This is a genomic window from Streptomyces sp. TP-A0874, assembly GCF_001748085.1.
Taxonomy (GTDB): domain Bacteria; phylum Actinomycetota; class Actinomycetes; order Streptomycetales; family Streptomycetaceae; genus Streptomyces.
The window spans coordinates 1-23,252 of record NZ_BBZK01000009.1; the positions used below are offsets into that span (position 1 = coordinate 1).

Consider the following 23,252-nt stretch of genomic DNA (forward strand, 5'->3'; position numbering starts at 1 on the left):
CGCCCTGATTGCCTGTCCGGCGAGGGGCGGCCGGCGAGCTTGGTCCCTACAACCACAAGTTCATGCAGAGCAGCGACTGCTACCACACGCTTGCCGCGGCCGTGCCCGGTCGCGGGCGAACTCGTCGCACAACTCGGTGTAGCGGCGCAGCGGAAGGAGCGGTGAGCGGACCATCACGAGCGGCAGGGCACCTTCCGGCCCGCCCGCCTCGCGCTCCCCGAGTGGTGTTGCCCCCTCCCGTCGTCCTCCAACGCCACGTGCAGTTCACCCGGTGGTCCGCCGCACCTCGTACATCCGCTCCATCGGAGCGAAACCGAAGGCACGGTTGATGCGCTGCATGGCGGCGTTGCCATCGCCCGTCCAGGTGTGCACTCGGCGGCGGTCGGGGAACTCGCGCTCCAGGAGCCGCAGGTTGTGGGCCTTGAGCGCGACGCCGAGCCGGTGGCCGCGATGGGCCCGCAGCACGAAGGTGTCGTCCTGCAGGACCTCCCCCGCGTTGTCCGCCGGGACGAAGAGCTGGGTGTAGCCCGCGAACTCGCCGTCCGCGCCCCGGACGGCCGTGGTGACCAGCGCCAGACCCTGCATCTCCAGGCGCTGCTCCATCTCACGGATCCGGCCGACGTCCCACTGGGCCGGAGTACGGTCGACACCGCCGGTGGGGACGTCCTGCTCCATCGCGCTGGTCATGCGCGCGTATTCCGCCACGGTCTCCTCAGGGCAGGCACCGACCCAGGAGACGAGGCTGTATCCGCTGTCCGGGGCTGACGGCTGGCCGGCGGACGCGGGCAGTTCGAGGGCCAGGTGGTCCTCCTCGTTCTCGACGGTGAAACCGTGCTTTCGGGCGAACCGCGCCCCGGACCAGGTCTCGCCGGTCTCCCCGGCGGGCACGTAGACCTCCCCCAGCAGCGTGGTACGTCCGGACTCGTCCGCCAACTGCCGGGCCCTCTCGCAGAGCACCGCGCCGACACCCCGATTAGGGTGTGCCGGCGGCACGTTGATATCGAGTTCGGCAAGGTGCTCGTTGTCCTGTAGCGGAAGCTCCAGCAGCAGGGTGCCGAGCACCGCGCCGGTGCCGTCGAGCGCGGCGTAGGCGGTGCGGCGGCGGCGTGAGCCCGGGCTGCGCAGGGAGGTGCCCAGCTCGTCGTACCCGGGCACCAGCGGCACGAGGCGCCCCGCGACAGCCCCCTCGCGCATCGCCGTGTACTAGCTGTGGAAGACCTCGTCGTCGTGCGGGTCAACCGCGCGGATGGTCGCCATGGTCGTCATAGGAGATGATCACCACAACTACCGTGCTCAGCACAGAGGTTGCCTTCGAATGGCTGTCCTCGGGAGCACCGAGCAGCGCGGAGCGGCTCGGCTCGGAGGCTCGCCGTATGCCGTTCCGGCATACGGCGAGCCCGGGATATGTACAGCTGGGGTCGGGTGCCGGGACAGCTTTTAGGCACTGCTACCAGTCGCAGGGCGACCGGTATCGCCCTCCGGCGCCTCCTCCAGAGCTTCGAGCGCCCGCCATGCCAGGTCAGCCAGCGTGTCACCGGATGATGTCGTCCAACGCGCGGTCCCCTGGTTGGACACGGGCTGCTTCTTCCATTCGGCCAGCTCCCATAGGTGGGTGACCAGGCCAGACGGCGAATACTGCTGCCCGTCGATCGCCCAGAGGATTGGCTTGGAACGGTGGTTCACCCAGGTGGCCCGCGCCCTGCGCTCGTCCTCCGCCAGCCATTCCCGCAGCGCCTCCGCCTCCGCCGGGGAGCCGGCGCTCAGCGCGAGTGGCGTCCCGTTCTCCAGCAGCCCCTGATCGACGAGGACGGAGACGGCGTTAGGCCGCCGGTGCTTGCGCCGCGCGAAGCTACGACGGTACGTGTCGGGTACCTTGCGGCTCCCCGGTGCGGACAACCCGGCCACAACATCGTCGGCGAGCTCGCGGCAGCGGTCGATGTCCGCGCATACGGCACGGATCTGCGACCGTACGGTGTAACGGTCGTCGATCGCTGCCATGAGGGCGGGCAGCAGCCGCTCTACGATCTCCGGCGTCTGCTCGGTGGCCTTCGCACACCATTCCAGTTGGGTGTCCGGTTCGTCGATGGCCCCGGTGTCCAGTAGGCGGAACACCAGATGGGTGATCAAGTACACGCCGTGCTCGGTCAGAGCGGCGCCCCGTCCCTCATACCGTGAACGCAGCCGGTGGAGGACCCGGCGCACCTCACGCAGCACCTGTACCGCGTTCCACAGCAGGTAGGCGCTCGGCTGAGGCCGGAACAGCACGTCGTAGATCCCCTGAGAGCCTCGCTCCCACAGGACGTCGAGGGTGACGGCGATCCGGGCCACGTACTGGCTGTCGGGGTGGGCAGAGGCCAGCGCGCAAGCTGCCTCCACCACCGAGCAACCGGTGTCCTGCTGCAGCTCCAGCTCACTGCGCCGGACGTCGTACTCAAGTCCTAGTTCGGCCCGGAGTTCTTCCCTGATCGACGCCTGCACGGGATCGAGGGCGATGAAGTCGCGGGCATCTACCCGGTTCTGCCGGTTGGTCGCTTGGGTGATCTCCTTGGCGAAATCCCCCGCCTTGCCCGTCACGATGATCCGCACGCCGACGAGAGCGTCCTCAGCCGTCTCGTCAGCGGCTACCGCCTCGGCGACCGACCGTACGGTCTGCGCACCGTTCACCACACTGGCATTCCGCAGGGTCAATTCCAGCGGTCTCCGCTCGGGATGCCGCATGGACGACCGGTTCTCCTGTTCGGCCGACTCGCAGAGCACCGTGACTCCGTTGTTGAAGTACCAGAAGTGCTCGGGCTCCTGTATGAGGGTGTCGGTCAGCGCGTTGTTGATAGGTGTCCGACCGAGCGGGTTGCGGATGTTCAGGTTGAACAGGTCCGCCCCGTGCCGCATCCACTCGGCCACACATCTGGCTTCAACGACTCCCTGGTACGACCGATACGGCGAGGGGACCGCGAACCAGGGAGAGAGTTCGGCGGTGAGGTCGACGGGCTTGGGTGCCAGGTCCTGACGTACCGATTCCCATACCTCCGGTGCGAGGATGATCCGGTGGTCGAGCACATCCCCATTGCGGTTGAACTCCTTCTCCCCCGTGGTTAGCGCGTGCCGGAACCCGTCGGTGACATCGTCGGACCGCATCAGGACGATCACCTGGGTGACGGGGACGGGACCGCTCGCCATCACGTTCTTGGCGTGTTCGGCCAGTTGCTGGCCGCGGGGGTTGAACTCGGCGAAATCTTCGTCATCGATGAGCCGCAGCCCTGCCAACAGTTCGTGGACTGCCTGCCGTTCGCTGGCAGCACGACCGTTCTTGCTCCACTTCGCCTGAACCAAGTAGACGTGCTTCCGAGGGCCGTCCACCACCGCGATGGCGTCGATGCCCTGGTCATCCTTCCCATCGATGACGGTGAGAGCGGCTTCCTGCGGAGTGAAGCCGGTGACGATCCTGACGGCCTGCGCGGTCAGCGCCCGGGAGAGCAGGCGCGGCTCCCGCTCGTGCGGGTGCTTGTCCTCCAGGTCGCTGACGTCGAGCAGTTTCTCGTACGTCGTACGCAACGCCCGTTCGACCTGGCGCACCGCCGCGTCGGTCTCCCCGCCGCCGGACTTCTTCGCACTCATCGCCTGTTCCCCTCCCGCGGGTTGTGCGGCTCATACCTCCACACAACTGATCCCCGTAGTCTGACGCTTGCGCAATGTCACCATCAACGCAGTGTCATCACCAACTGGCCCGCTTTGAGGGCGTTCCGCGTTCCCTTCTTCCTTCGGCGTTCTCAGACACCAGCTATCGGGAGGAAGGGGCTCGGCTTCCCCGACCATGACACGTAGAGGCTGTCCCGGGCGCGTGTGCAGGCGACGAACAGCAGGCAGCGCTCGGCCAGCAGATCCGTCTCGTGCTGGAGACGGTCCACTTCCGGTGGCGTGACCGCCTTGGGGAACGGAAGAGCACCGTCATGCGCTCCGACCACCGCGACACAGCGGTATTCGAGCCCCTTGAAGGCGTGCATGGTGCCGACATTGACCGCCTCCGCGGAGGTGGCGGCATCACCGCGGAGCCTTACCGCGGCTATGCCCTTGCTGCGTAGGGCTTCCACCACCTGGTCGCACACCTTGTTGAAGCGGGCGCTCACGCCGATCTCGCCCGGGGCGATTCCGCTGTCGAGCCACTGGCGGACCTGTTCCACCAGGGCGTTGAGCTCGGCCTGGGCGGTGTCCGCCGCGTGGGTCCGTGGACCGTTGCCGTGCAGAGCGGAGCGGTAGCCGAGCAGGGTGTCGTGGCGGGATTCGTCTGCCAGTTCCTCGAACCGGCGGCCATGAAGCAGGGCGGTCGCCCACTTGAGGATCTCGTGAGTGGAGCGGTAGTTCTTCCGCATCTTCGTCGAGCGCCCGGTGACTTTGATGCCTACGTTCCTCAGCGAGACCTTCGAATCGTAGATGCGCTGGTGCGGGTCGCCCGCGATGAACAGGTCGTCCGGTCGCTCAGGCGCCGCCGCGCGCAGCAGCCGCCACTGGGCCGGGTGGAGGTCCTGCGCCTCGTCTACGACGATGTGCCGGTAGCGGGGACCGTCTGCGCCCAGCACGTCGGCTGCCTCGGCGCAGGTCCCGAGGTATGTTCGCAGGCCTTCGGCGGCCAAGCGCTCGGTGAACTCCTCGATGGTGCGCCATACGAGCGCCCGGGCGGGAACCGGCAACGCGCTGCCGCGTCCTCGGCGCTCGCTCGCCTCGTACTGGTCCTGCGTACGGAGGTCCTGCGCGAGGACCACGTGCTTGTACTCCTGGGCGAGGAACTGGGCTGTTCCGGTGAAGCCGGTGGCTCGGGCCGCCGTCTCCCAGCGCGGGCGCTCCTCCCCACCCCGCAGGGGTCTGCGCGATGTCGACAGGACGCGTCCCGCGAAGGCGTCGACCGTCATGATGTCCACCCGGTCCCGCAGAGCCTCGTCCTCGACGAGCGACGCCAAGCCGGCGCGGAGGGCCGCGACCAGGGCGTTGGTGTAGGTGGTGAGCAGGATCCGGTCGCCGTCGCGCAGATGGCGCAGCAGGTGGCGGACCCGGTGCAGGGCGACCACGGTCTTGCCGGTCCCCGGCCCGCCGGTGACCTGCGTCGGCCCGGAGTAGGAGGCGCGGTAGGCGACCTTGTGCTGGGAGGGGTGGAGAAAGACCCGCCAGGCCTCGAACGGCTTGTCGAGGATGTCGTGGAGTTCCTCGGACGCGGTGACGACGGCGATACGGGTCGAGGTGCGGTGGATGGCGGTCTCGTAGTCGGCGGTGTCGACGGGTTCGGCCGACCGGCCCGCGAGGTTCACGGCCACCAGGTCGCGCCAGACCTCTTCCACGCTGAAGCCCGCGGCCAGATACTCCAGTACCTCGCGCTGGTCCTGGGGGAAGGCGGGGGCGAATACCTCCAGTTGCTCGGGGTTGGTGAGCGCCCGCGCTTGGCGCAGTGTGATGTCGTCGATTCCGAGGGCTGCCAGGTCACCGTCGGAGAACTTGGCGAAGAGCCGTTGTTCGGGGGCAGGAGCGATCCGTTCGTAGGCAGGGGTCAGTTCGTCGAGCAGGGCGATGTCGCGGATCTCCACGGCCTGGGTGACGGTGTTGATGCTCGCCTTCTGTTTGACGGCCCAGGCGATGGCCTTGTCGTGCGGCATCACACGCAGCAGTACGAAGGTCTGGCCGCTGGCCGGGGCCAGTACGACACCCCGTACGCCCTGGGAGACCCGGATGGTGCGGATGTGAGGGTCACGGGCTCTCTTCAACGATTCCAGTTTGAGGCCTGGATCCTTGAAGAGCTGGTCGAGGGTGAGGTGTTCGAATTTCTCCCAGGCGGCGAAGACGCCCTGCCTGACGGCGCCGTCCAACTTGCCCAGTTGGGCGCAGAAGGCGATGTCGAAGGCGAGGTGCGGCATGGTGGTGGTCCCTCTCTGTCTGGTCAGTGCGCCGTGAGCGCCCTCAGCCGCTCGCGGGCCCGTCGAGCCCGAGGCGGACGACGGCCAACGTCTCCGTGATCTCGGCCGTCAGTTCGTCGTCCGGTCCGAGGACCAGCAGCAGGTCCTGGTGGAGGGGTTCCAGGAGCTGGAGGGCTTCGGCGGCCCGCCCCTGGGCCAGCAGCAGCATGGCGATGTCACGGCGGAGGACGACCGCCTCCTCGCTGACGTCGCTGTCCACCGACCGCACCACGTCGAGTACGTCCCACAGTGCGGCGAGCGCGTCGGTGACCTCGCCCATTTCCGCGCGGCACCTGGCCGCCTGGGCGCGGCAGTCCAGTGCCTGCCTGCTGGTGGGCCCGAGAGTGCGAGCGTAAGCATCGGCGAGTGCCTCGAACTCGGGGAGGGCGGCCCGGAGGTCACCGCCGAGCAGCCGGCTCACTGCCCGCCGCAGGCGCAGTCCGAGGACGGCCTTGTTGTCGCTGCCGAGGGCGCGGGCCGCGGGTCCCGTCAGCTCGCCGACGACCTCGGCGGCCTGGCTGTACCGCTCCTCCTCCATGAGCGCGCCATAGTGCTCGTGCACGGCCTTGAGCTGCTCTCGCAGAGCGTCGGGCAGCGGGGCGGGGACACCAGCACTGGAGTTCTCGGGGCGGAAGCGTCCGGCGCTACCGCGGGGACGGGGTGCGTACGGCTGCCGGAAGATCCCAGTCGGGTCCGGGACCTGGGCCGGTACGGTCTCCGGCGGTGCGGGCCGCTCGCCCGGCGACGGCAGATGCGGCCGGAGCCGCTCGTACACTTCCTGGATGTCCGCGGGCCGCTCTTCGGGGACTTTCCGCAGCAGGTGCAGAACGAGGGCTTCGAGGTCGACCGGTACGTCGGGGCGCAACTTCCGCAGCGGCGTCGGCTCATCGTTGACGTGCCGGTACATCAGCAGGAACTCGCTGTCCTCGGTGAATACAAGTCGACCGCTGAGGAGTTCATGCAGGACGCAGCCGAGGGCGTACAGGTCGGCCCGGGGCGTGATCTGGCCGCCGCGCACCTGTTCCGGTGACATGTACTGGTAGGTGCCGATGGGGCTGCCGGTGGCCGTCAGCTTCGTGACATCGGTGCGCAGCATGGCGGCGATGCCGAAGTCGAGGACCTTCACCGTGCCGTCCCGAGCCACCAGGACGTTGCTCGGCTTCAGATCCCGGTGGATCACCGGTACTTCGTGTGCCCAGGACAGCACGGTGGCGACCTGCGCCGCGACGGCCACCGCCCAGCTGACCGGCAGCGGCTTGGCCTGTTGCTCCTGCCCGCCCGGCCGGATGTACGCGGTGAGCGGCACCCCGTCCACGAGCTCCATCACCAGGTACAGGTTCTCGTAGGTGTCGTCGAGGACGGCATCGTAGACCTGCGGCACTCCGGGGTGCCGGATGCGGGCGGTGACCCTGGCCTCCCGCTTGAACCGTTTCGCGAACTCCTCGGCGAGCGCTGGTGAGGTGACGGACTGGCGGCGGATCAGCTTGACGGCGATCGGGCGGTCGAGGACGGCGTCGTACCCTCGCCAGACCTCTCCCATGCCGCCGTGGCTGATCGGTTCGAGGAGTTCGTAGCGTCCCGAGATGGGTCTGTCCGGCACCGTGCCCCCGTCGAGCGTCCTCACCCGGCGCCCGCGTTCACCCGGCGCCGGCCTCTTGTGGTCCACCGCCAGCTTCCCCGGGCCGGCGATCTTCCGTCCAGCCGTTCGCGGTCACTCGCCAGGGGTTGGCCGGTTCGGATCGGTGAGGCTCGCACACCGCCCAAGTGGTCCTGGCCAAGAGGCATCGGCGTGAGGGGGCCGAATCCCAACTGACTGCGCGAGAGCCGTTTCCCGAACTGGCAGACGGTCGCCCGGGCCGACAACCCCCCTCGGCCAATACCAACGACTCGCGACGCTGCGTCGAGTGCTCACCGACGGCAGCAGCGATCCCCTCGCCCGACTCGCCGGCTGCCTGGTCCTCCTCCACTTCGCCCAACCGGTAAGCCGATCGTCTGCCGGCCCACCGACGAAGTCCTCCGTGACGACACCCACGTCCCGCTGCGGCTCGGCGACCCTCCCTCGCCGGTCCCGGAGCCCGCCGCGACGCTTCTGCTGGACTACATCACTGCCCTGCCCAGCAGAACAGCCGCAGTGAACGTGAAGTACTGCTGACTCTTTCCCGGCCGCCGCGGACACACTCGCGACGAGGGCCTTACTTACGCTATTGCGCAACTGGAGAATGGTAGGTTCCGCGTCGTACGGGATTACGTGCGGCCCTCCGGGCACCCCCGGAGCGGAGGAGGACGTGATGGGGCTCACGGACGCCTGGGAAGTCCGGGCGAAGCGTCGGCGCTTCCGGTCGTCTATCGGTCCGGTCCTGCGACAGCTGGACTGGCCGCTGCTTGCCGCCTCGGTCACGTTGTCGGTCTTCGGCGTGCTGCTGGTCTACTCCGCGACCCGGGGGCGCCCCCAGTTGACGGACGGCGACCCATACGCCTTCCTGACGCACCAAGTGGTCAACACCGTGATCGGGGTCGCCCTGGCCGTCGGCGTCGTACGGCTGGGTCAGCGTCGGCTTCGCGACTTCGTACCCATCCTCTACGGCATCACCCTGTTGCTGGTCCTGCTGGTGCTGACCCCGGTGGGCACCACCGTCAACGGGGCGCGGCGCTGGCTAATGATCGCCGGAATGTCCGTCCAGCCCGCCGAGTTCGTCAAGATCACCATCGTGCTGGCCATGGCCACACTGCTGGCCACCAAGGTGGACGCCGGCACCCGGCCACGCCCGGATGCCCGCAGCGTCCTGGAGTCCCTGGCGGTGGCGGGCGCTCCCGCCCTGCTCGTCCTGCTCACGCCTGACTTCGGTCAGTTCATGGGCATCGGTGTGATCGTACTCGGGGTGTTGCTCGCCTCCGACGCCTCGGCCGGCTGGAGTATCGGACTGCTGACGGCCGGCGCCGTCGGAGCTGTGGTCGTGTGGCAGCTGCACTTGCTGGACCAGTACCAGATCGACCGTTTCGCCGCGTTCGCCGATCCGGCCCTGGATCCGGCCGGGGTGGGTTACAACGCCAGTCAGGCTCGGATCGCGATTGGGGCTGGTGGCCTGACCGGGCAGGGGCTGTTCCGCGGTGCGCAGACGACCGGGCAGTTCGTGCCCGAGCAGCAGACCGACTTCGTCTTCAGTGTGGCGGGGGAGGAACTGGGTTTCGTGGGTGCCGGGGCGCTGATCGCGCTACTCGGTGTGGTGCTGTGGCGTGCGCTGCGTATCGCCCGTGACTGCCCAGACCTGTACGGGACGGTGGTCGCGGCCGGGATCGTGGCCTGGCTGGCCTTCCAGGCGTTCCAGAACATCGGTATGAATCTCGGCATCATGCCGGTCACCGGACTGCCGCTGCCGTTCGTCAGCTACGGCGGCTCGTCGATTTTCGCTGCCTGGATTGCTGTGGGCGTCCTGCAGGGCATCCGGCTGCAACGCCCGCTGTCCGGGTGATCCCGGTGGAGTGGCCGCCTTCGGTTACCGTACCGGTCACTTCATGAGGTGGCGCAGGCAAGGGCGTTGCGGGTGCCGATACCGGCCGGGATCGGCACGATCGCCTCCTTCTGGACCGAGGCCCGGCTCGCGGCGACCGGTGCGCGCTGCGCAAGCGACGGCCTGTCCGTCATCTCACGCAAAGGGCACCCGAACATCTACCGAACGGCCAGCGGCTCATTTGTGGTGCAGGGAGATCTATGCCAGGCCTTCACGACGCCGGACGGTGAAGCACTCGTTGAGATCCCGGCGGAGACCTTGAGGGAGGCGTTCCGTGCTCTTGGATCACCCGACTGGCCTAGTGCTGCATGCGGGCCGTTCCGCGCAAGCCTTCACTTGAAAGAGGGAAACAAGCTTCCGCAGACGATGAGGAAAGACCATGGCACAGCTTGTTCGCCGAGACCAGTCGGTACTGAGCGTGGCCGAGAAGCAGGCTTACGTCAACGCAGTGCTTAAACTCAAGAGCAGCCCGTGGGCAACCTATGACGATTTCGTCAGGTGGCATGAAGAAATGGCGCGGAGCACCACGGGCCACAGGGGGCCGGGCTTCCTCCCCTGGCACCGAGAGTTTGTTCTCCGATTCGAGCAGCAACTGGGCTTGATCGCACCAGGGCTTTCCGTACCGTACTGGGACTGGACCAAAGACAATTCCAGCACGTCGTCGATCTGGCGCTCGGACTTCATGGGAGGTAATGGCCGGAAGGAGGACTGGAAGGTGGAGGACGGGGCGTTTGCCTTCGACAACGGATGGACCTGCGTCATCTTCCCGGACGCTCCGGAGGAGTACCTCACGCGGAACTTCGGCGGCGACTCGCCGACCCTTCCCAGCGCCGCCGCGGTGAAGCAATGCCTCGCCGCCACCGTTTACGACGTGGCCCCTTGGGACGAAACCAGCACGTCCGGATTCCGTAACATGCTGGAGGGTTGGATACCCCCTGGAGTTCACAACATGGTCCATCAATGGGTCGGCGGGGCTCTGCAGCCACCGAGTTCGCCCAACGACCCGGTGTTCTTCTTGCACCATTGCAATCTCGATCGTCTGTGGGCCCAGTGGCAGCGGCAGCACCCGGGCACGCCGTACGTGCCGACCAGCGGTGCACCGAAGGGCAATAACCTGCCCGACGTGCTTCCACCCTGGGATCAACGCACGATCGCCGACGTCCTCGACCATACGGCCCTCGGTTATCAATACGACACCGAGTATCCGCTTCCGGAGGGAAACCAGATGCTGCCGGGCGATACACTTCTCGGAGGTAACGAGGTGTGGTCGCAGGGCAGCAACTACTTTCTCACCTACCAGACAGACGGCAACCTCGTCCTCTATGACTCGAACCACAAACCCGTCTGGAACACGGCCACCTGGAGAAATCACGACCCTGGTCGTTGCACCATGAACTTCGACGGGACTCTGGCGGTGTACGGAAAGGGGAACGGCCAGCCCCAGTGGTCGAGGCCGACCACGGCCGCCCGTCCCGGGTACCGGCTCACGGTCTGGGACCAGGGCTACATCTCCATCCACCATCCGGACCGCCCGGACCAGCCCGTCTGGACGTCGAAGGACCCGTAGTGAGCTCATACCCGTTTACGGTCAGCCGCCAGGGGTTGGCCGGTTCGGATCGGTGATCTCGCACACCGCCCAGACGGTCTTGCCGGGGCCGTCGGCACGGGGTGCCCAACCCCAGCGGTCCGCGAGCGCCGCGACCAGGAGAAGCCCGCGCCCTCCGATCCGGTCGCTCGGCGGGTCGACGGGGGCCGGCACAGGCAGCCGGTCCCCTCGGGTGTCGGTGACGGCGACACGTACGGACAGCCTGCCGGCACCTGCGCCGCCCTCGGGTTCCGCCGAGAGGTCCATGCGGAAGTCCCGGCCGGGGACATGGCCGTGCCGGACGGCGTTGGCACACAGCTCGGCGGCGATCAGGGTGAGCCTCTCGTGTGCGTCGGCGCCGTACGGGACGCCCCAGGCCGCGAGCCGTTCCCCGCACAGCCGGCGGGCGAGTCGGGCACCGCGCGGGGTGGAGCTGAAGCGCATGCCGAAGTGGTGACGGGCCGGCGGCGCGGGGTGGCGGGCAGTCGTGGTGCGGTCGGCGAAGTTGCTGGTCATGCCTCCACGGTGCGACAGGGTGGCGTAGCGTTAACAGTGGTGACGCACGGTCGTGGGGCGGTTGTACGCGGTGGGTGCGCGCCGGTACGTGGGGTGGCGCGAGAGGCGGCGGGGATGGCCCAAGACGAGGGCGAACGGACCGAGGTACGGCAACAGCCGGAGGACGAGCCGGGCTCGGGGGTGGTGAGCGCGTTCGGCAAGCAGTTGAAACTCCTGCGGGTCCGGGCGGGGCTGGAGCGGACGGAGTTCGGCAAGCGGGTGGGGTACGCGCCGCAGTCCGTCGCATCCTTCGAACAGGGCCGACGCATCCCACAGGCGCGGTTTATCGACCGGGCCGATGAAGTGCTCGACGCCGGGGGCGTGCTGAAGGCCCTGAAGGAGGAGGTCGCCCGGGCGCAATACCCGGCGTTTTTTCGGGACGCGGCGCGGTTGGAGGCAGGAGCCGCGGAGCTCTTCCTGTACGCCGTTCAAGCTGTGCCGGGGCTCCTGCAGACGGAGGAGTACACACGAGCCCTCCTCGCCATGCGGCGCCCGTTGCTCAACGAGGACACCATCGAGCAGCGTGTGGCCTCCAGGTTGTCTCGCCAGGAGATCTTCAACCGATGGCCTGCACCGCTGATGAGCTTCGTAATTGAAGAAGCAGTGCTCCGCAAGCCATACGGAGGCACCGAGTGCCTGCGCGGGGTGCTCGAACAGATTCTGCTGGTCGGGCACAAACGCAACGTCGAGATCCAGGTCATGCCCAACGACCGTGAGGACAACGCTGGTGTGGATGGCCCCTTCACCTTGATCTCACGCTCCGATGGTGACCAGGTGGCGTACCTGGAGGTACAGGGCCGCAGCATCCTGCTCATCGATCGGCAGGAGGTGCGATCCATCGCGGCACGCTATGGGATTATCCGAAGCCAGGCTCTCACTCCACGAGAGTCACTCGGTTTCATCGAGAAGTTGCTGGGAGAGCTATGAACACCTCCGAGACTGCGACCAACGGGGCGGGACTCACTTGGTTCAAGAGCAGCTACAGCACAGGAAACGGCGGCGAGTGCGTTGAAGTCGCCTGGTTCAAGAGCAGCTACAGCGGCGCAGAAGGGGGCGAGTGCGTCGAAGTCGCCGCTACCTCCAACACCGTCCTCGTGCGCGACTCGAAGCAGGTAGCCGGGCCCGTGCTGGCGGTCGGACCTCAGGCCTGGGCCGGGTTCGTGGCGTCGGTTTCCGGCCGCTGAGAACAACCCGTAGTACATGGATCGAGGGCCTGACGCACGCCGTGGGGCGTGCGCCAGGCCCTCAGCCCGTGACGCGGGGCTACACCTCCAAGCCCTCCTGAATCCGGATCATCCGCCATGCCACCCGCCGGGCGCTACGGTCCACATAGGACTTGAAGCCTCGGTCAGGCGCGAAGTAGCGCTTGCCGAGCGTCTGGGCGGTGGAGACGTGGTCCATCATGTGGTCGCTGACCGCCTTGTCGGAGACGATGCCGAAGTTGCTCTCGTCGTTGACGACGGCTGCGGCCCGGACCTTGGGATCGTTCGTCAAAGCATTAAACACGGGGGCGAGGTCGGCATCGGTGAACTCGGTGCCGAACTTCGCGTTGAGCTTCTCGATCAGTTCGGACAGCGGTGACTTCTCGGTCTCCTTGCCCCCTCCCGTGCCCTCGCCGAACCCCCTGAGTTCTGCGGGCCCCTCGGGGCTGAGGGACACATCGTGCTCGCCGGCCTTCTCCACACGCAGGTGGCTGAGGTCCACTTCCCCTATGTCCACGCCACCGTCAGCGCGGCGGGGCAACCGGTTGAGCAGGTACCGTCCGTACAGGTGCAGTCGTTCAAGCTCGGGATCCTGGTAGGGGACGATCTGGGCGAGAAAGCCGTACTTGCGGACGTAGTCGTTCAGGTCTGCCCGGAACTCCTCGGCCGTCTCGATGCTGTCCTCGTCGTCCTCATCCTCCAGGAGCGCGGAGAAACGGGCGACGGCAGGCGACAGCAGTCGATACAGCTCTGCGTGCAGTTTCTCCCATTTGGCCTGCGAACCGGCCGCCTTCTCCTTCGCCGCGAAGTAAGCCGCGGCGAACTCGTCCATCTCCGCTTCTGAGATGACGGGGGCGGACATGACGCGACTCTGTGCGGTGTAGAGGAGGTTCGGGTCGGAAGGGAGGGTGTGGGCCTCCTCGTAGTACGGGCGGAAGGCCTCCTGGATGTCCTCCGCCTCGTTGACGAAGTCCAGTACGGCCAGATCCGCCTGGGACTTGCGGTCGGCGGTGCGGTTGAGGCGGGAGAGGGTCTGCACCGCGGCGATTCCAGCCAGGGTCTTGTTCACATACATGGTGGTGAGCAGCGGCTGGTCGAAGCCGGTCTGATATTTCTCCGCCACGACGAGGATCTTGTACTCCGGCTGTCCCTTACCGCCCGCCTTCACGGCCTTGTCGTCGGCGCGGACATACGCGAACGCCTTGGGTAGCGCGCTCTCGGAGAGACCGCCGTTCTCCTTCGACTCGGTGGTCTCCTTCTCGTCAATGGTGAGGGAGCCGGAGAAGGCGACCAGGACGCCCAGGTCCGGATACCTGGTGTGGTAGTCCCGGTCCTTGATGTACTCCTTGATGGCGCGCGCCATCTGCACGGCGGACTGCCGGGACGCGGTCACGACCATCGACTTGGCCCGCCCGCCGAGCCGGCCGCGGGAGTGGGTCACGAAGTGCTCGACGATCACTTGCGCGTGCTGGGCGACGGTGTGCTCGTGGGTGAGCGCGAAGCGGGCGAGCAGGCTGTTGGCCTTGGAGGGGTCGACCTCCTTCTCGTCCGGGTTCTGGTTTACCAACTTCCAGTACGTGTTGTACGTGATGTAGTTGCGCAGCGGGTCGACGATGAACCCTTCCTCGATGGCCTGGCGCATGGAGTAGGTGTGGAAGGGGCGGTAGACCTCCTTGCCGTTCTCCGTTGCCGGGGTGCCGAAGAGTTCGAGGGTCTTGGCCTTGGGCGTGGCGGTGAAGGCGAAGTAGGAGAGATTGGGGGCGCGGGAGCGGACCCCGGCCTCATGCTTGAGCCGGTCGCTCACTGTGACCTTGGACGCGCCCGCATCCTCGGAGTCAGAGTCCAGCCCCAGGTCACGCAGAGCCGCCTTTACTGCCTTCGTCGCGTCGCCGGACTGCGAGGAGTGCGCTTCGTCGATGACGATGGCGAAGCGGCTGCCCTTGATTTCGGTGGGGTGCTCCTTCATGTAGTCCAGCAGCGCCGGGAACGAGTGCAGGGTGACGGTCACGATCTTGCCGCTGTCGCGGGAGAGGGCACGGGCCAGTTGTTTGCTCTTCGCTCCGTGCTTCTCTTCGATCTTCACGACGAGGCCGTCGGTCTGACTGAAGCTGCCGACGGTCTCCCGGAGCTGGGAGTCCAGGTTCCGGCGGTCGGTGATGACGATGACCTTGTCGAAGACCGGTCGCCCGGGCGTGACCCGGCCGGTGATCAACGCCTCCTGATCCAGGGCACGAGGGTCGGTGTCGGCGTGTAGGTCGGAGAGGCGGTGAGCCAGCCAGCCGATCGTGTTCGACTTGCCGGACCCGGCAGAGGCCATCACCAGGTAGTTCTGGCCGCTGCCGTGCGTCGCGGCGTGCGCGGTGAGCTTTCTGACGGCGTCCCACTGGTGGAAGCGCGGGAAAATCGTGGAGCGGGACGTTCCGCCGCCGGGTGTCCGCTGCTTCTGCTGGTGAGCGAAGCGCTGCAACAGGTCCAGCCAGTTCTCCCGCTCCCAGACCTGCTCCCAGAGATAGCTGGTGGCATAGGTACCGAAAGTGGTGGGCTGAGGGTTGCCGGCACCTCCAGGGTTGCCTGGGCCATACGAGCCGGTGTTGAAGGGCAGAAATCGGGTGTTCTTGCCGCGGAGCTGCGTCGCGACGAAGACCAGGTCCTGATCAACGGCGAAGTTCGCGATGACCCGGCGGCGGAAGATCAGCTCAGTGGGGTCACGGTCGGTGCGGTACTGCTCCTTGGCATGCTCGACAGACTGATGCGTGTGCGCGTTCTTCAACTCAGCGGTGGCGACGGGGATGCCGTTGAGGAAGAGCGCCAGGTCGAGGCGGTGGCCCGAGTCGGCCTGCTTGGTGGCGTAGGGGAGTTCGCGGACAACAGTGAGGCGATTGGCGCGGTAGCCGTTGAGGACGGAATCTTCGGTGACGAGATTCGGCTTGAAGTAGGCGACCCGGATGCGGACGCCCCGGTCCTTGACACCATTGCGGAGGACGTTGAGCACGCCTTCGTCACCGATCGCCTTGTCCAGGCGCTGGGCGAAACCACGCTGGGCTTCCTCCTGGCCGCCATAGATGCCGGCGAGTTCGTACCATTCGTCGGGCTGGGTCCGGCCGATGAACGTGTACAGCTCGTTGGTGTCCAGACCGAGATCGGCTCGGTAGTCCTCTGGGTTCGCCTCCCGCCATCCGCGGGACTCCAGGGCGGCGACCACGGCGGTTCCGAAGGCGTTCTCGTCGTGCACGCTCATGGGCTATCCCACTCCGTCCGTTACGTTACGCCCGCTGGCGGTGGAGACGTCGAACTGACCGGTGACGGCTGCGGTGATCAGGGCTTGGCGGCGTTCTGTCACTGTCTTTTTAAACTTACGGATCGAATCTTGCAGCTTCCGAACCCTCATAAGCTGAAGGTCGAGTTTGCTGGCGACCGAGTCCTGCTCTTCCCGAGATGGAAGGTGGATTGGGAATGACTTCAATGAATCGTTATTGACAATTCGGATGCGTGAATATTGCGCCCACTCCCTGATCTCTGATTCCGCTGCCCAAAGCTGCCATGCAATGAATCTTCCACTGACCTCAGGCTTCACTGTGATGGCAGTTAGCTGTTGATTTCCGGTTGCCGCGTGGTTCAGATGTCCAATTTTTCCGAGTGATTCACCAATCCCGGTGATCAATACGCTTCCCGCTGAAAAAAATGGAACACCAACGCCAACCGGCGCGGTCTTCTCCGCTGACGAGATGGTCAGCAACCCGTCAAGGGAGGCAGGGGTATACCACGGAAGCCTGCCCCCCGCCTCCCCTTCTCTCGACGATCGCAAATCGGCCGGCGTGCTTCCCGTCTGCATAAAGTCCAGCGCACGCCTCAGTTGGATTTGCCCGCCGCGCGAGTGTTGTCCCCTTACCCTCCCCCGTCCAGTCAGTTGCACCGCTTGCGCAGTCAAGCCGTCGCCGAAAAGACCTAGCTGCGCCCGACGAAGGTCCATCAGCTTGTCGATACGACCGATCTCTGAATCGAGGAAGTCGGCGATGCGCCGCTGTTCCTCCAGGGGTGGCAGCAGTACAGGCAGATTCCGCAGAAAATCATCAGGAACACGCTGCTGCCCAGCAACGCCGTACATCTCCGCTTCACCGAGCTTCAAGAAACTGTGCGCATTAACCACGTACAGGAGAAACCGTGAATCAATTCTTCCCCCGGGCCGCATCACGTGCAGTTCCGTCGTCCCAGCACCCACTCCCCCGAGAAGGCTACTAATGAGAACCGCACGCCCTGCCTCGAAAGTGGGCGTGATCTTAGGGACCAGAACGTCGCCGTCTTGAAAACGCGTATACCCTGTCGCAACGGACTTCTTAGTACGGCTTCGTGAAATGTCGAGGCGCCTGCCCGGCCAGACGGCCTCCATCGGAAGGAATGTGAGCTCGTCTTCATCATTCAGCTTGTCGAAAGCTGGAGTCGCTGGATTGATCTGAACTAGATGCCGGAGTCGGATGGTGCTCATTCCGTAACTTCCCCCAACAGCCCCTGAATCTCCGCCTCCAGAGCCTTCAGCTCCGCGTCGATCTCCGCCAACGGCCGCGGCGGCTCGTAGACATAGAAGTGCCGCGTGAACGGGATCTCGTAGCCGACCTTCGTCTTCGTGTGGTCGATCCACGCATCCGGCACGTGCGGATGGACCTCCCGCTTCAGATACTCCTCGACATCCTCGCCCAGCGGCACGTTCTCGTAGTCCCGCAGTTCCGTGTCCGGTTCCGGCTCACCCTTGATGAGTTGGACCTCACCCTCCGGGTCGCGTACCCCCACGACCTCCCGGACCGCCTTGGCGAATGGAGCGCCCGCCGGCCACATCAGCCCCGCGGCGACCACCGCGTCCTTCAGCGCCACGAAAGCGTCCTGTTTCTTCGCCCAAGACGATCCGACCAGCGGCCGGAGCGCCTCCACGAACTTCTCCGACTCCGGAAGCTTCTGCACCGGCTTGGCTGCCGCCAGCCCGGCCAGCGTCTCTTCCGTCACCTCGAAGCGGAGCTTCAGCGGACGCTCCACCGTGATGCGCTGGTAGCCGAACGCCTCGTTGTCGAAGACCTTGACCTTGCCGTGCAGCGGGTGGTTCTCGTCCTGCGCCGCGTAGAGCGCCTCGCCGTAGAGCCGGGTGATCTCGGCGATATGGTTCGGCTTGCCGGAGGTACCGTCGCCGACTTCCTTGCGTTTGTCTCCGAGCGATTTGCGCATCTTGACCCACTGGTCGCGCGCGTCCAGCAGCACGACCTTGCCTTTGTAGTCGGCTGCTTTGCGGTTGGTCAGAATCCAGAAGTAAGTAGAGATACCCGTGTTGTAGAAGAGCTGGTCGGGCAAGGCCACGATGCCTTCCAGCCAGTCGTTCTCCAGGATCCATCGCCGGATTTCTGACTCCCCCGAGCCGGCCGCACCCGTGAAGAGCGGGGAACCATTGAAGACGATGGCGATACGCGAGCCGCCACCGCCGTTCACATCCACGGGTTTCATCATCGAGATCATGTGTTGCAAGAAGAGAAGCGAACCGTCGTTGATACGCGGCAGGCCCGCGCTGAAGCGGCCGGCCTCGCCGAGGTTCTTGTGCTCGTACTCGACCTCCTCCTTGACCTTCTTCCACTCCACACCGAACGGCGGGTTGGCCAGCAGGTAGTCGAATTTCTTACGACCGAACGCGGGGTCCGAGAAGGAGTTACCGGCGGCGATATGGTCCGGGTCCTGGCCCTTGATCATGAGGTCGGAGCGGCAGATCGCCCATGATTCCGGATTCAGCTCCTGCCCGTACACCTCCACCTGGGCATCCGGGTTGAGGTCGGTGATGTGGTCCTGTGCCGCCGAGAGCATGCCGCCCGTCCCGCAGGCCGGGTCCATCACCGTGCGGACTGTGCCGGGCAGCGTGAGCGCGTCGCCGTCCGGGGCGATGAGGAGGTTCACCATCAGCTTGATGACCTCGCGCGGGGTGAAGTGCTCGCCGGCGGTCTCGTTGGACTGCTCGGCGAAGCGGCGGATCAGCTCCTCGAAGACGTAGCCCATGTTGTGGTTGGGCACGTTGTCCGGGTGCAGGTCCAGGTCGGTGAACTTGCCGATGACCTGGTACAGCAGGCCGGCGTCGTCGAGCCGCTTGATGTTCCGCCCGAACTCGTACTTCTCCAGGACCTCCCGGGCGTTGTCGGAGAACGCCGCCACGTACAGCCGGAGGTTCTCCGCCACGTTCTGCGGGTCCGCCGCGATCTTCTTCAGAGTCAGGGCGGAGGTGTTGTAGAACGAGAAGCCCGAGGCGCGGCGCAGGAAGTCGTCCGCGTTGAAGTCCTCGACGTCCTTGAACTGCTCCACCACTTGGGCGACCTTTTCGCGCGTCGGCTCCAGGACGCACTCCAGTCGGCGCAGCACGGTGAACGGCAGGATGACCCGCCCGTAGTCCGACTGCTTGTAGTCACCGCGCAAGAGGTCGGCGACGGACCACGCGTGGTTCGCCAGCTCCGTGTGCTTACTGCTGTTCACAGACTTCCCGGTTTCCTTCCGTACTCTGACGGTCCTTGGCGGGCCGTCGAGTGCTCAGTGTGGTCGTTGTGTCACGCGTACGGCGGTGTTTTGGACGTACACAGGCCGCTTCGCTGTCGTCGCACGGGCGGCCCGCTCAGCCGGCTGCTTCGGGTGGGGCGTCGGCCGGCGGCTCCAGCCCGCCCGATGTCAGCCCGGCGAGTAGGAGCGCGGCCGTCTCCTCCGCGGCCTCGGTAGCGTCTCGGGCGGCGACCCGTAGCTCGTGGATCCGGCGGAACGCCGCCCCGTACCGTTGCTGCTGGACGAGGGGCAACAGCGGTACCCGCAGGCGGCCCGGGTTGACGTGCACCACCGTGGTTCCGGTGGAAGCCGCCGCGATGTTGTCCTCCGCGCCTGCGAATCCGGCGAGGAACCACGGGTCGAGACGTGCGGGATCCGGTCGCAGAACGTGGAGGTGGGGGCCGAGCAGCGCCCCGGCGTCCTCGCCTCCAGCGACCCTCGCCATCGCGCTGTCCGGGGCACCGTGGCTGGCGCCACCGCGGATGATCACGTCACCTGCGGCGACCACGTGCCCGGTTTCGGAGCCGATATGGCCGGAGGTACCCGAAGGCGGGCGCCCGGTGGAGACGTCGGCCGCGGTGAGGACCGGGCGGGTGTCCGCCTCGCTGCCGTCCGTCGGGCTGTCCTGCGAACTTCCTGCCGAGTCCCGTGCCACCGGTACCGCCCCCCGCAGCAACGTCAGCGCTCCTCCACGGGCGAGGTCCGCGATCGTGGCCGTGCGCCAGGGCACGGCCGCCGCGCCCCCGGCCGGCTGCCGCTGCCTCGCCGCTGCGGAGGCGAGTGCCGCCACCTTGTCGGCCATCCGGCCTCGCAGTTCCGTCACCCGCCGGGCCAGATCCTCGGGCGCGATGTCCGAAGGCGTCACCCGTACATGGCGGGCCGGGGTCAAATCGACGACGTCGTCCAACAGCTCGACGACGGGCACGGCCCGCGCCACGCCCGGCTCGTCACGGAACGCGTCGGGTTCCGTTTGGAAGGCCGACCACGCACCGACGACGCGGCCGGTCACATCGGCCCAGTCGACGGGGGGCTGGTTGTCCGCGCGCGAGGTCCCTCCGCGTGTTCCGTACGACACGGCTCGGGGCGGGCTGTCGCCCACCGCCGTTGACCTTCCGCCGTCCCCGTTGACGAAGAGCACCGATGGTCGGCCGCTTCCTCCCGGCTTCGGACGCTGGAGCACCCAAACATGCAGAGCCAGGTGGAGCGGGTGCGCCGCGCCCGCGGGCAGCGCGACCACCGCGCGGAGCGCACCGCTGCGGGCCAGCTCGGCGCGGATCCGCCGGCCCGAAGCACGGGACGCCACTGCGGGAGGCAGCAACATGACGACATGCCCGCCGGGGGCCGCGTGCGCGAGCGCGTGCTGCACCCAGGCCAGCTCCGACTCGGAGCGGGGCGGGACGCCATGGGCCCAGCGGGGGTCGTAAGCCAACTCGTCGTGGCCCCAATCGCGGTCACCGAACGGTGGATTGCACAGGACCGCGTCCACCGTCAGGTCGCCGAAGGCATCGGAACGCAGGCTGTCACCCGTTTCGATCCGCGGTACACCCTCCGGTGCCTGCGCTTTCGCATCCATCGGTGTCCCGGCCGGGGCGGAGGAAGAGTCGTCCGAGCCCGGGGCCACGTCGGCTAGGCACAGACGTATGGCGGTGCGCTGTGCCTGCACCCGGAGGACGTCCTGCCCGTACAGTTCGTGAGCCCCGCGCCCGGCGGCCGCGCTGAGCAGGGTGCCGCTTCCGCAGGCCGGGTCTAGAACGGTCCTGGTGTCCGCCGGGAGGAGGATCGCCATGAGCGCGGCCAGTTCTTCGGGGGTGCGGTAGGTGCCGGTAGCCCCGCTCTCCTCCAGTTCGTGCTCGGCCAGCAGGTCGAGCGCGGTCTGCGCGCCGGCGTCCTGGACGCACCGGGCGAGCACCCGAATGGTGTCCGTGTCGGCCGGTTCGTACCTCCCGCGCGGCTCACTCGATCCACCCGAATCGCTTGGCCCGTTCTGCTGGGCCGGCAACGTTTCAGCGTGCAGCACGGCCACTGGGAGGCGGCTGACGGCCTTACGCACCCGTTCCAGCAGTTCGCCGTCCGGCAACGAGGGGTCATCGGCCAACGCCTGAGGTTCCCAGCGCGCGGCCACGAGGACCAGGGGCAGCAACCGCGCCGTGCCTGTTGGACGCAGCCGCAAGGCCGTACGCAGTTCCTCGGCGGGGGACGCCGCGACGCGCTGGCCTCGTTTGCGGAGCCATGCCTGCACCGAACGGAGGTCATAGAGCGGACTGCTCTCCGTGCCGCCGTCCGGCGAGGGGAAGTCCTCGTGCCGACGGCGCCAGTTGCTGACGGTGGCACGCGTGACCCCTGCGATGCGGGAGATCTCCGCGGCCGTGACCCGTGGTGCGGACGCGGGCAGCTGCTGAGACATGGCGGTGAGGAGTCCTAACGCTGACCGGGGAAGGGAGCACTCGCCTACGGGTGCGACATCCAATCTACTACGCCACCGGAACCGTTCAACCCGTTTGACGATGCTTTCAGTTGGCTGTTTACTCGGTGACGGTTCAACACGGAGCGCGACCTCGCCGTCACAGCCGTGAGCCCGCACATGCCCTCGTTCGTCTGGCACCACCACGAACCTCCACGAAGGAGCTCCCATGCGCCTGACCATGCCGACCACCGTCGTCGAAGGCATCCCGATCACCGTCATGCCGTTCCGCGAGAACGCGGTCATCGGAACGGTCGCCCTGTCCGCCCTCCTGCGGTTGGTGCCGTCCCCTCGCCGGGAGGAGGATCCGAAGGCCCTCAAGGCCTCTTCGGGTCAGGTCCGTCAGCACGCGGAGATCCGCGCACAAGTGCAGCGCACTTTGAAGTCGACGGGCAAGGGCAAGAACGCCACTTCGTACGCGGAGTACATCGCCGCAGGGCTCAACGGCGAGTGGGGCGACGCCTGGTCGGTGCCGCCGATCACCTTCTGGCACGCAGGGGAGTTAGCTGCCGTCAGCGATGAGCTCATAGCGGGTTCGGGGCTGCGTACCATCACCATCGACCCGGGTGCCACCGTCATCGCCATCGACGGCGAGACCCAACTGACCGCGTGGCACGACCTCTACGACAGTCCGGAGCAGTTCGGACTGACCTACGATCGGCTCACCGCCGTGCGGCTCCCCTTCGAGATGTATGTGGGGCTGTCCGCGGCCGACGCCCGGCAGGTCTTCCACGACCGCAACGTGCTGGGTGTGGACGTCTCTAAGAACCTCTCCATGTCCATGGACCAGCGGGACCTGGCCACCCGCCTCGCGCACCGAGTCGCCGAGGCCGTCAAGGTCGAGGTGGACGGCAAGATCGTGCCGTTCAGCAAGCTCGTCAACGCCAGCAAGCGGCAGGTCGGCAAGACCGACCCCGAGGTCGTCACCCTCTCCGCGCTGCGGGCGCTGGTCGTCGCGACGATTCACGGTCGCTCGGGGCTGAACCTCTCCTCCGCGACCATCGGCGAGGACGACCTTCCTGAAGGCGTCATCTCCGATGACGCCGAACGCACCGTTGTGCCACTGCTGGCCGGAATCATCACCGAGCACCTCGACAGCTTCACCTCCCGCGCCGCCATCACCGCCCCCGCGGTCATCGCCGGACTGGGTGTCGCCGTGCACCAGACGACACCGTGGGCCGACCCCATCAACAGGCAGAGCCCCGAGGCCCTGCGCGGTCTGCTGGCCGGAATCCGCTGGGAGCGGGAGGCCGCCTACTGGGAGGGGATCGCCGCCAAGACCGGCACCACCGGTCGCCTCAACTTCAGCGGCGGTGTCAAGGACTCCGGCGGGCGGGTGGCCGACGCGATCCTGTACCCGGCAACGGACGCCGGGCGCAAGATCCGAGGCCTTCAGTCCTAGCCCCTAGCAGGGTTCCACCGCGGCGAGCAGGCAGGTCGACCGCATGACGT

The 23,252-nt window shown here is 66.9% G+C and carries 15 protein-coding genes; 5 read left to right on the forward strand and 10 right to left on the reverse strand.

What is annotated here, in order from left to right; translation table 11 throughout:
- Positions 1-264 precede the first annotated feature (264 nt).
- The 4 genes from BGP73_RS16015 to BGP73_RS16030 all read right to left on the reverse strand — a co-directional run bounded on the left by BGP73_RS16015 (position 265) and on the right by BGP73_RS16030 (position 7,536).
- Complete coding sequence (locus BGP73_RS16015) at positions 265-1,194, reverse strand: GNAT family N-acetyltransferase (protein ID WP_079127571.1); 930 nt, start codon at positions 1,192-1,194, stop codon at positions 265-267.
- Positions 1,195-1,437: 243 nt separating this feature from the next.
- Positions 1,438-3,615: an AIPR family protein gene (locus tag BGP73_RS16020; protein WP_069815448.1), complete on the reverse strand. Its 2,178-nt coding sequence runs from the start codon at positions 3,613-3,615 to the stop codon at positions 1,438-1,440.
- A 152-nt stretch (positions 3,616-3,767) separates the two neighbouring features.
- A complete protein-coding gene (locus BGP73_RS16025; protein ID WP_069815451.1) occupies positions 3,768-5,897 on the reverse strand; it encodes a UvrD-helicase domain-containing protein in 2,130 nt (709 codons plus the stop codon).
- A 43-nt stretch (positions 5,898-5,940) separates the two neighbouring features.
- The gene (locus BGP73_RS16030; protein WP_069815855.1) at positions 5,941-7,536 is read right to left on the reverse strand and encodes a serine/threonine-protein kinase; all 1,596 of its coding nucleotides are present in this window, start codon (positions 7,534-7,536) and stop codon (positions 5,941-5,943) included.
- A 688-nt stretch (positions 7,537-8,224) separates the two neighbouring features.
- On the opposite strand from BGP73_RS16030, the gene rodA reads away from it, so the two are divergent.
- On the forward strand, positions 8,225-9,406 hold the full coding sequence (rodA, locus tag BGP73_RS16035; protein ID WP_069815453.1) for a rod shape-determining protein RodA: 1,182 nt from the start codon (positions 8,225-8,227) through the stop codon (positions 9,404-9,406).
- A 41-nt stretch (positions 9,407-9,447) separates the two neighbouring features.
- Here the strand turns inward: rodA and BGP73_RS23770 are convergent, their stop codons facing one another.
- Entirely contained in the window at positions 9,448-9,579 is a 132-nt protein-coding gene (locus BGP73_RS23770) for a hypothetical protein (protein WP_280138184.1), read from the reverse strand.
- 245 nt (positions 9,580-9,824) lie between these two features.
- Here BGP73_RS23770 and BGP73_RS16040 point away from each other — a divergent pair, with 245 nt between their 5' ends.
- Positions 9,825-11,012, forward strand: a complete 1,188-nt coding sequence (locus BGP73_RS16040) for a tyrosinase family protein (RefSeq protein WP_069815455.1) — start codon at positions 9,825-9,827, stop codon at positions 11,010-11,012.
- 21 nt (positions 11,013-11,033) lie between these two features.
- On the opposite strand, the gene BGP73_RS16045 is transcribed toward BGP73_RS16040, so the two are convergent.
- Entirely contained in the window at positions 11,034-11,546 is a 513-nt protein-coding gene (locus BGP73_RS16045; protein ID WP_079127572.1) for an ATP-binding protein, read from the reverse strand.
- Between the two features lie 114 nt (positions 11,547-11,660).
- Between BGP73_RS16045 and BGP73_RS16050 the strand changes: the two genes are divergently transcribed.
- Together BGP73_RS16050 and BGP73_RS16055 are read left to right on the forward strand one after the other, a co-directional pair.
- Positions 11,661-12,512: a helix-turn-helix domain-containing protein gene (locus tag BGP73_RS16050; protein ID WP_107474068.1), complete on the forward strand. Its 852-nt coding sequence runs from the start codon at positions 11,661-11,663 to the stop codon at positions 12,510-12,512.
- Positions 12,509-12,769 carry a DUF397 domain-containing protein gene (locus tag BGP73_RS16055; protein ID WP_069815458.1) on the forward strand — a complete coding sequence of 87 codons (261 nt, stop codon included), beginning with the start codon at positions 12,509-12,511 and terminating at the stop codon, positions 12,767-12,769. The genes BGP73_RS16050 and BGP73_RS16055 overlap by 4 nt, the downstream gene beginning before the upstream one ends.
- Before the next feature lie 79 nt (positions 12,770-12,848).
- On the opposite strand, the gene BGP73_RS16060 is transcribed toward BGP73_RS16055, so the two are convergent.
- The 4 genes from BGP73_RS16060 to BGP73_RS16070 form a co-directional block, all read right to left on the reverse strand.
- Positions 12,849-16,025 carry a type I restriction endonuclease subunit R gene (locus BGP73_RS16060; RefSeq protein ID WP_069815460.1) on the reverse strand — a complete coding sequence of 1,059 codons (3,177 nt, stop codon included), beginning with the start codon at positions 16,023-16,025 and terminating at the stop codon, positions 12,849-12,851.
- 3 nt (positions 16,026-16,028) lie between these two features.
- Positions 16,029-17,270 carry a restriction endonuclease subunit S gene (locus tag BGP73_RS23150; protein ID WP_079127573.1) on the reverse strand — a complete coding sequence of 414 codons (1,242 nt, stop codon included), beginning with the start codon at positions 17,268-17,270 and terminating at the stop codon, positions 16,029-16,031.
- Positions 17,267-19,279, reverse strand: a complete 2,013-nt coding sequence (locus BGP73_RS16065) for a type I restriction-modification system subunit M (RefSeq protein ID WP_069815462.1) — start codon at positions 19,277-19,279, stop codon at positions 17,267-17,269. Before BGP73_RS16065 ends, BGP73_RS23150 begins: the two co-directional genes overlap by 4 nt.
- Before the next feature lie 136 nt (positions 19,280-19,415).
- A complete protein-coding gene (locus BGP73_RS16070; protein WP_069815464.1) occupies positions 19,416-21,743 on the reverse strand; it encodes an N-6 DNA methylase in 2,328 nt (775 codons plus the stop codon).
- Between the two features lie 226 nt (positions 21,744-21,969).
- On the opposite strand from BGP73_RS16070, the gene BGP73_RS16075 reads away from it, so the two are divergent.
- Positions 21,970-23,202 (forward strand): DNA sulfur modification protein DndB, encoded by a 1,233-nt coding sequence (locus BGP73_RS16075; RefSeq protein ID WP_079127574.1) that lies wholly within the window; start codon positions 21,970-21,972, stop codon positions 23,200-23,202.
- The last annotated feature ends 50 nt before the right edge of the window (positions 23,203-23,252 follow it).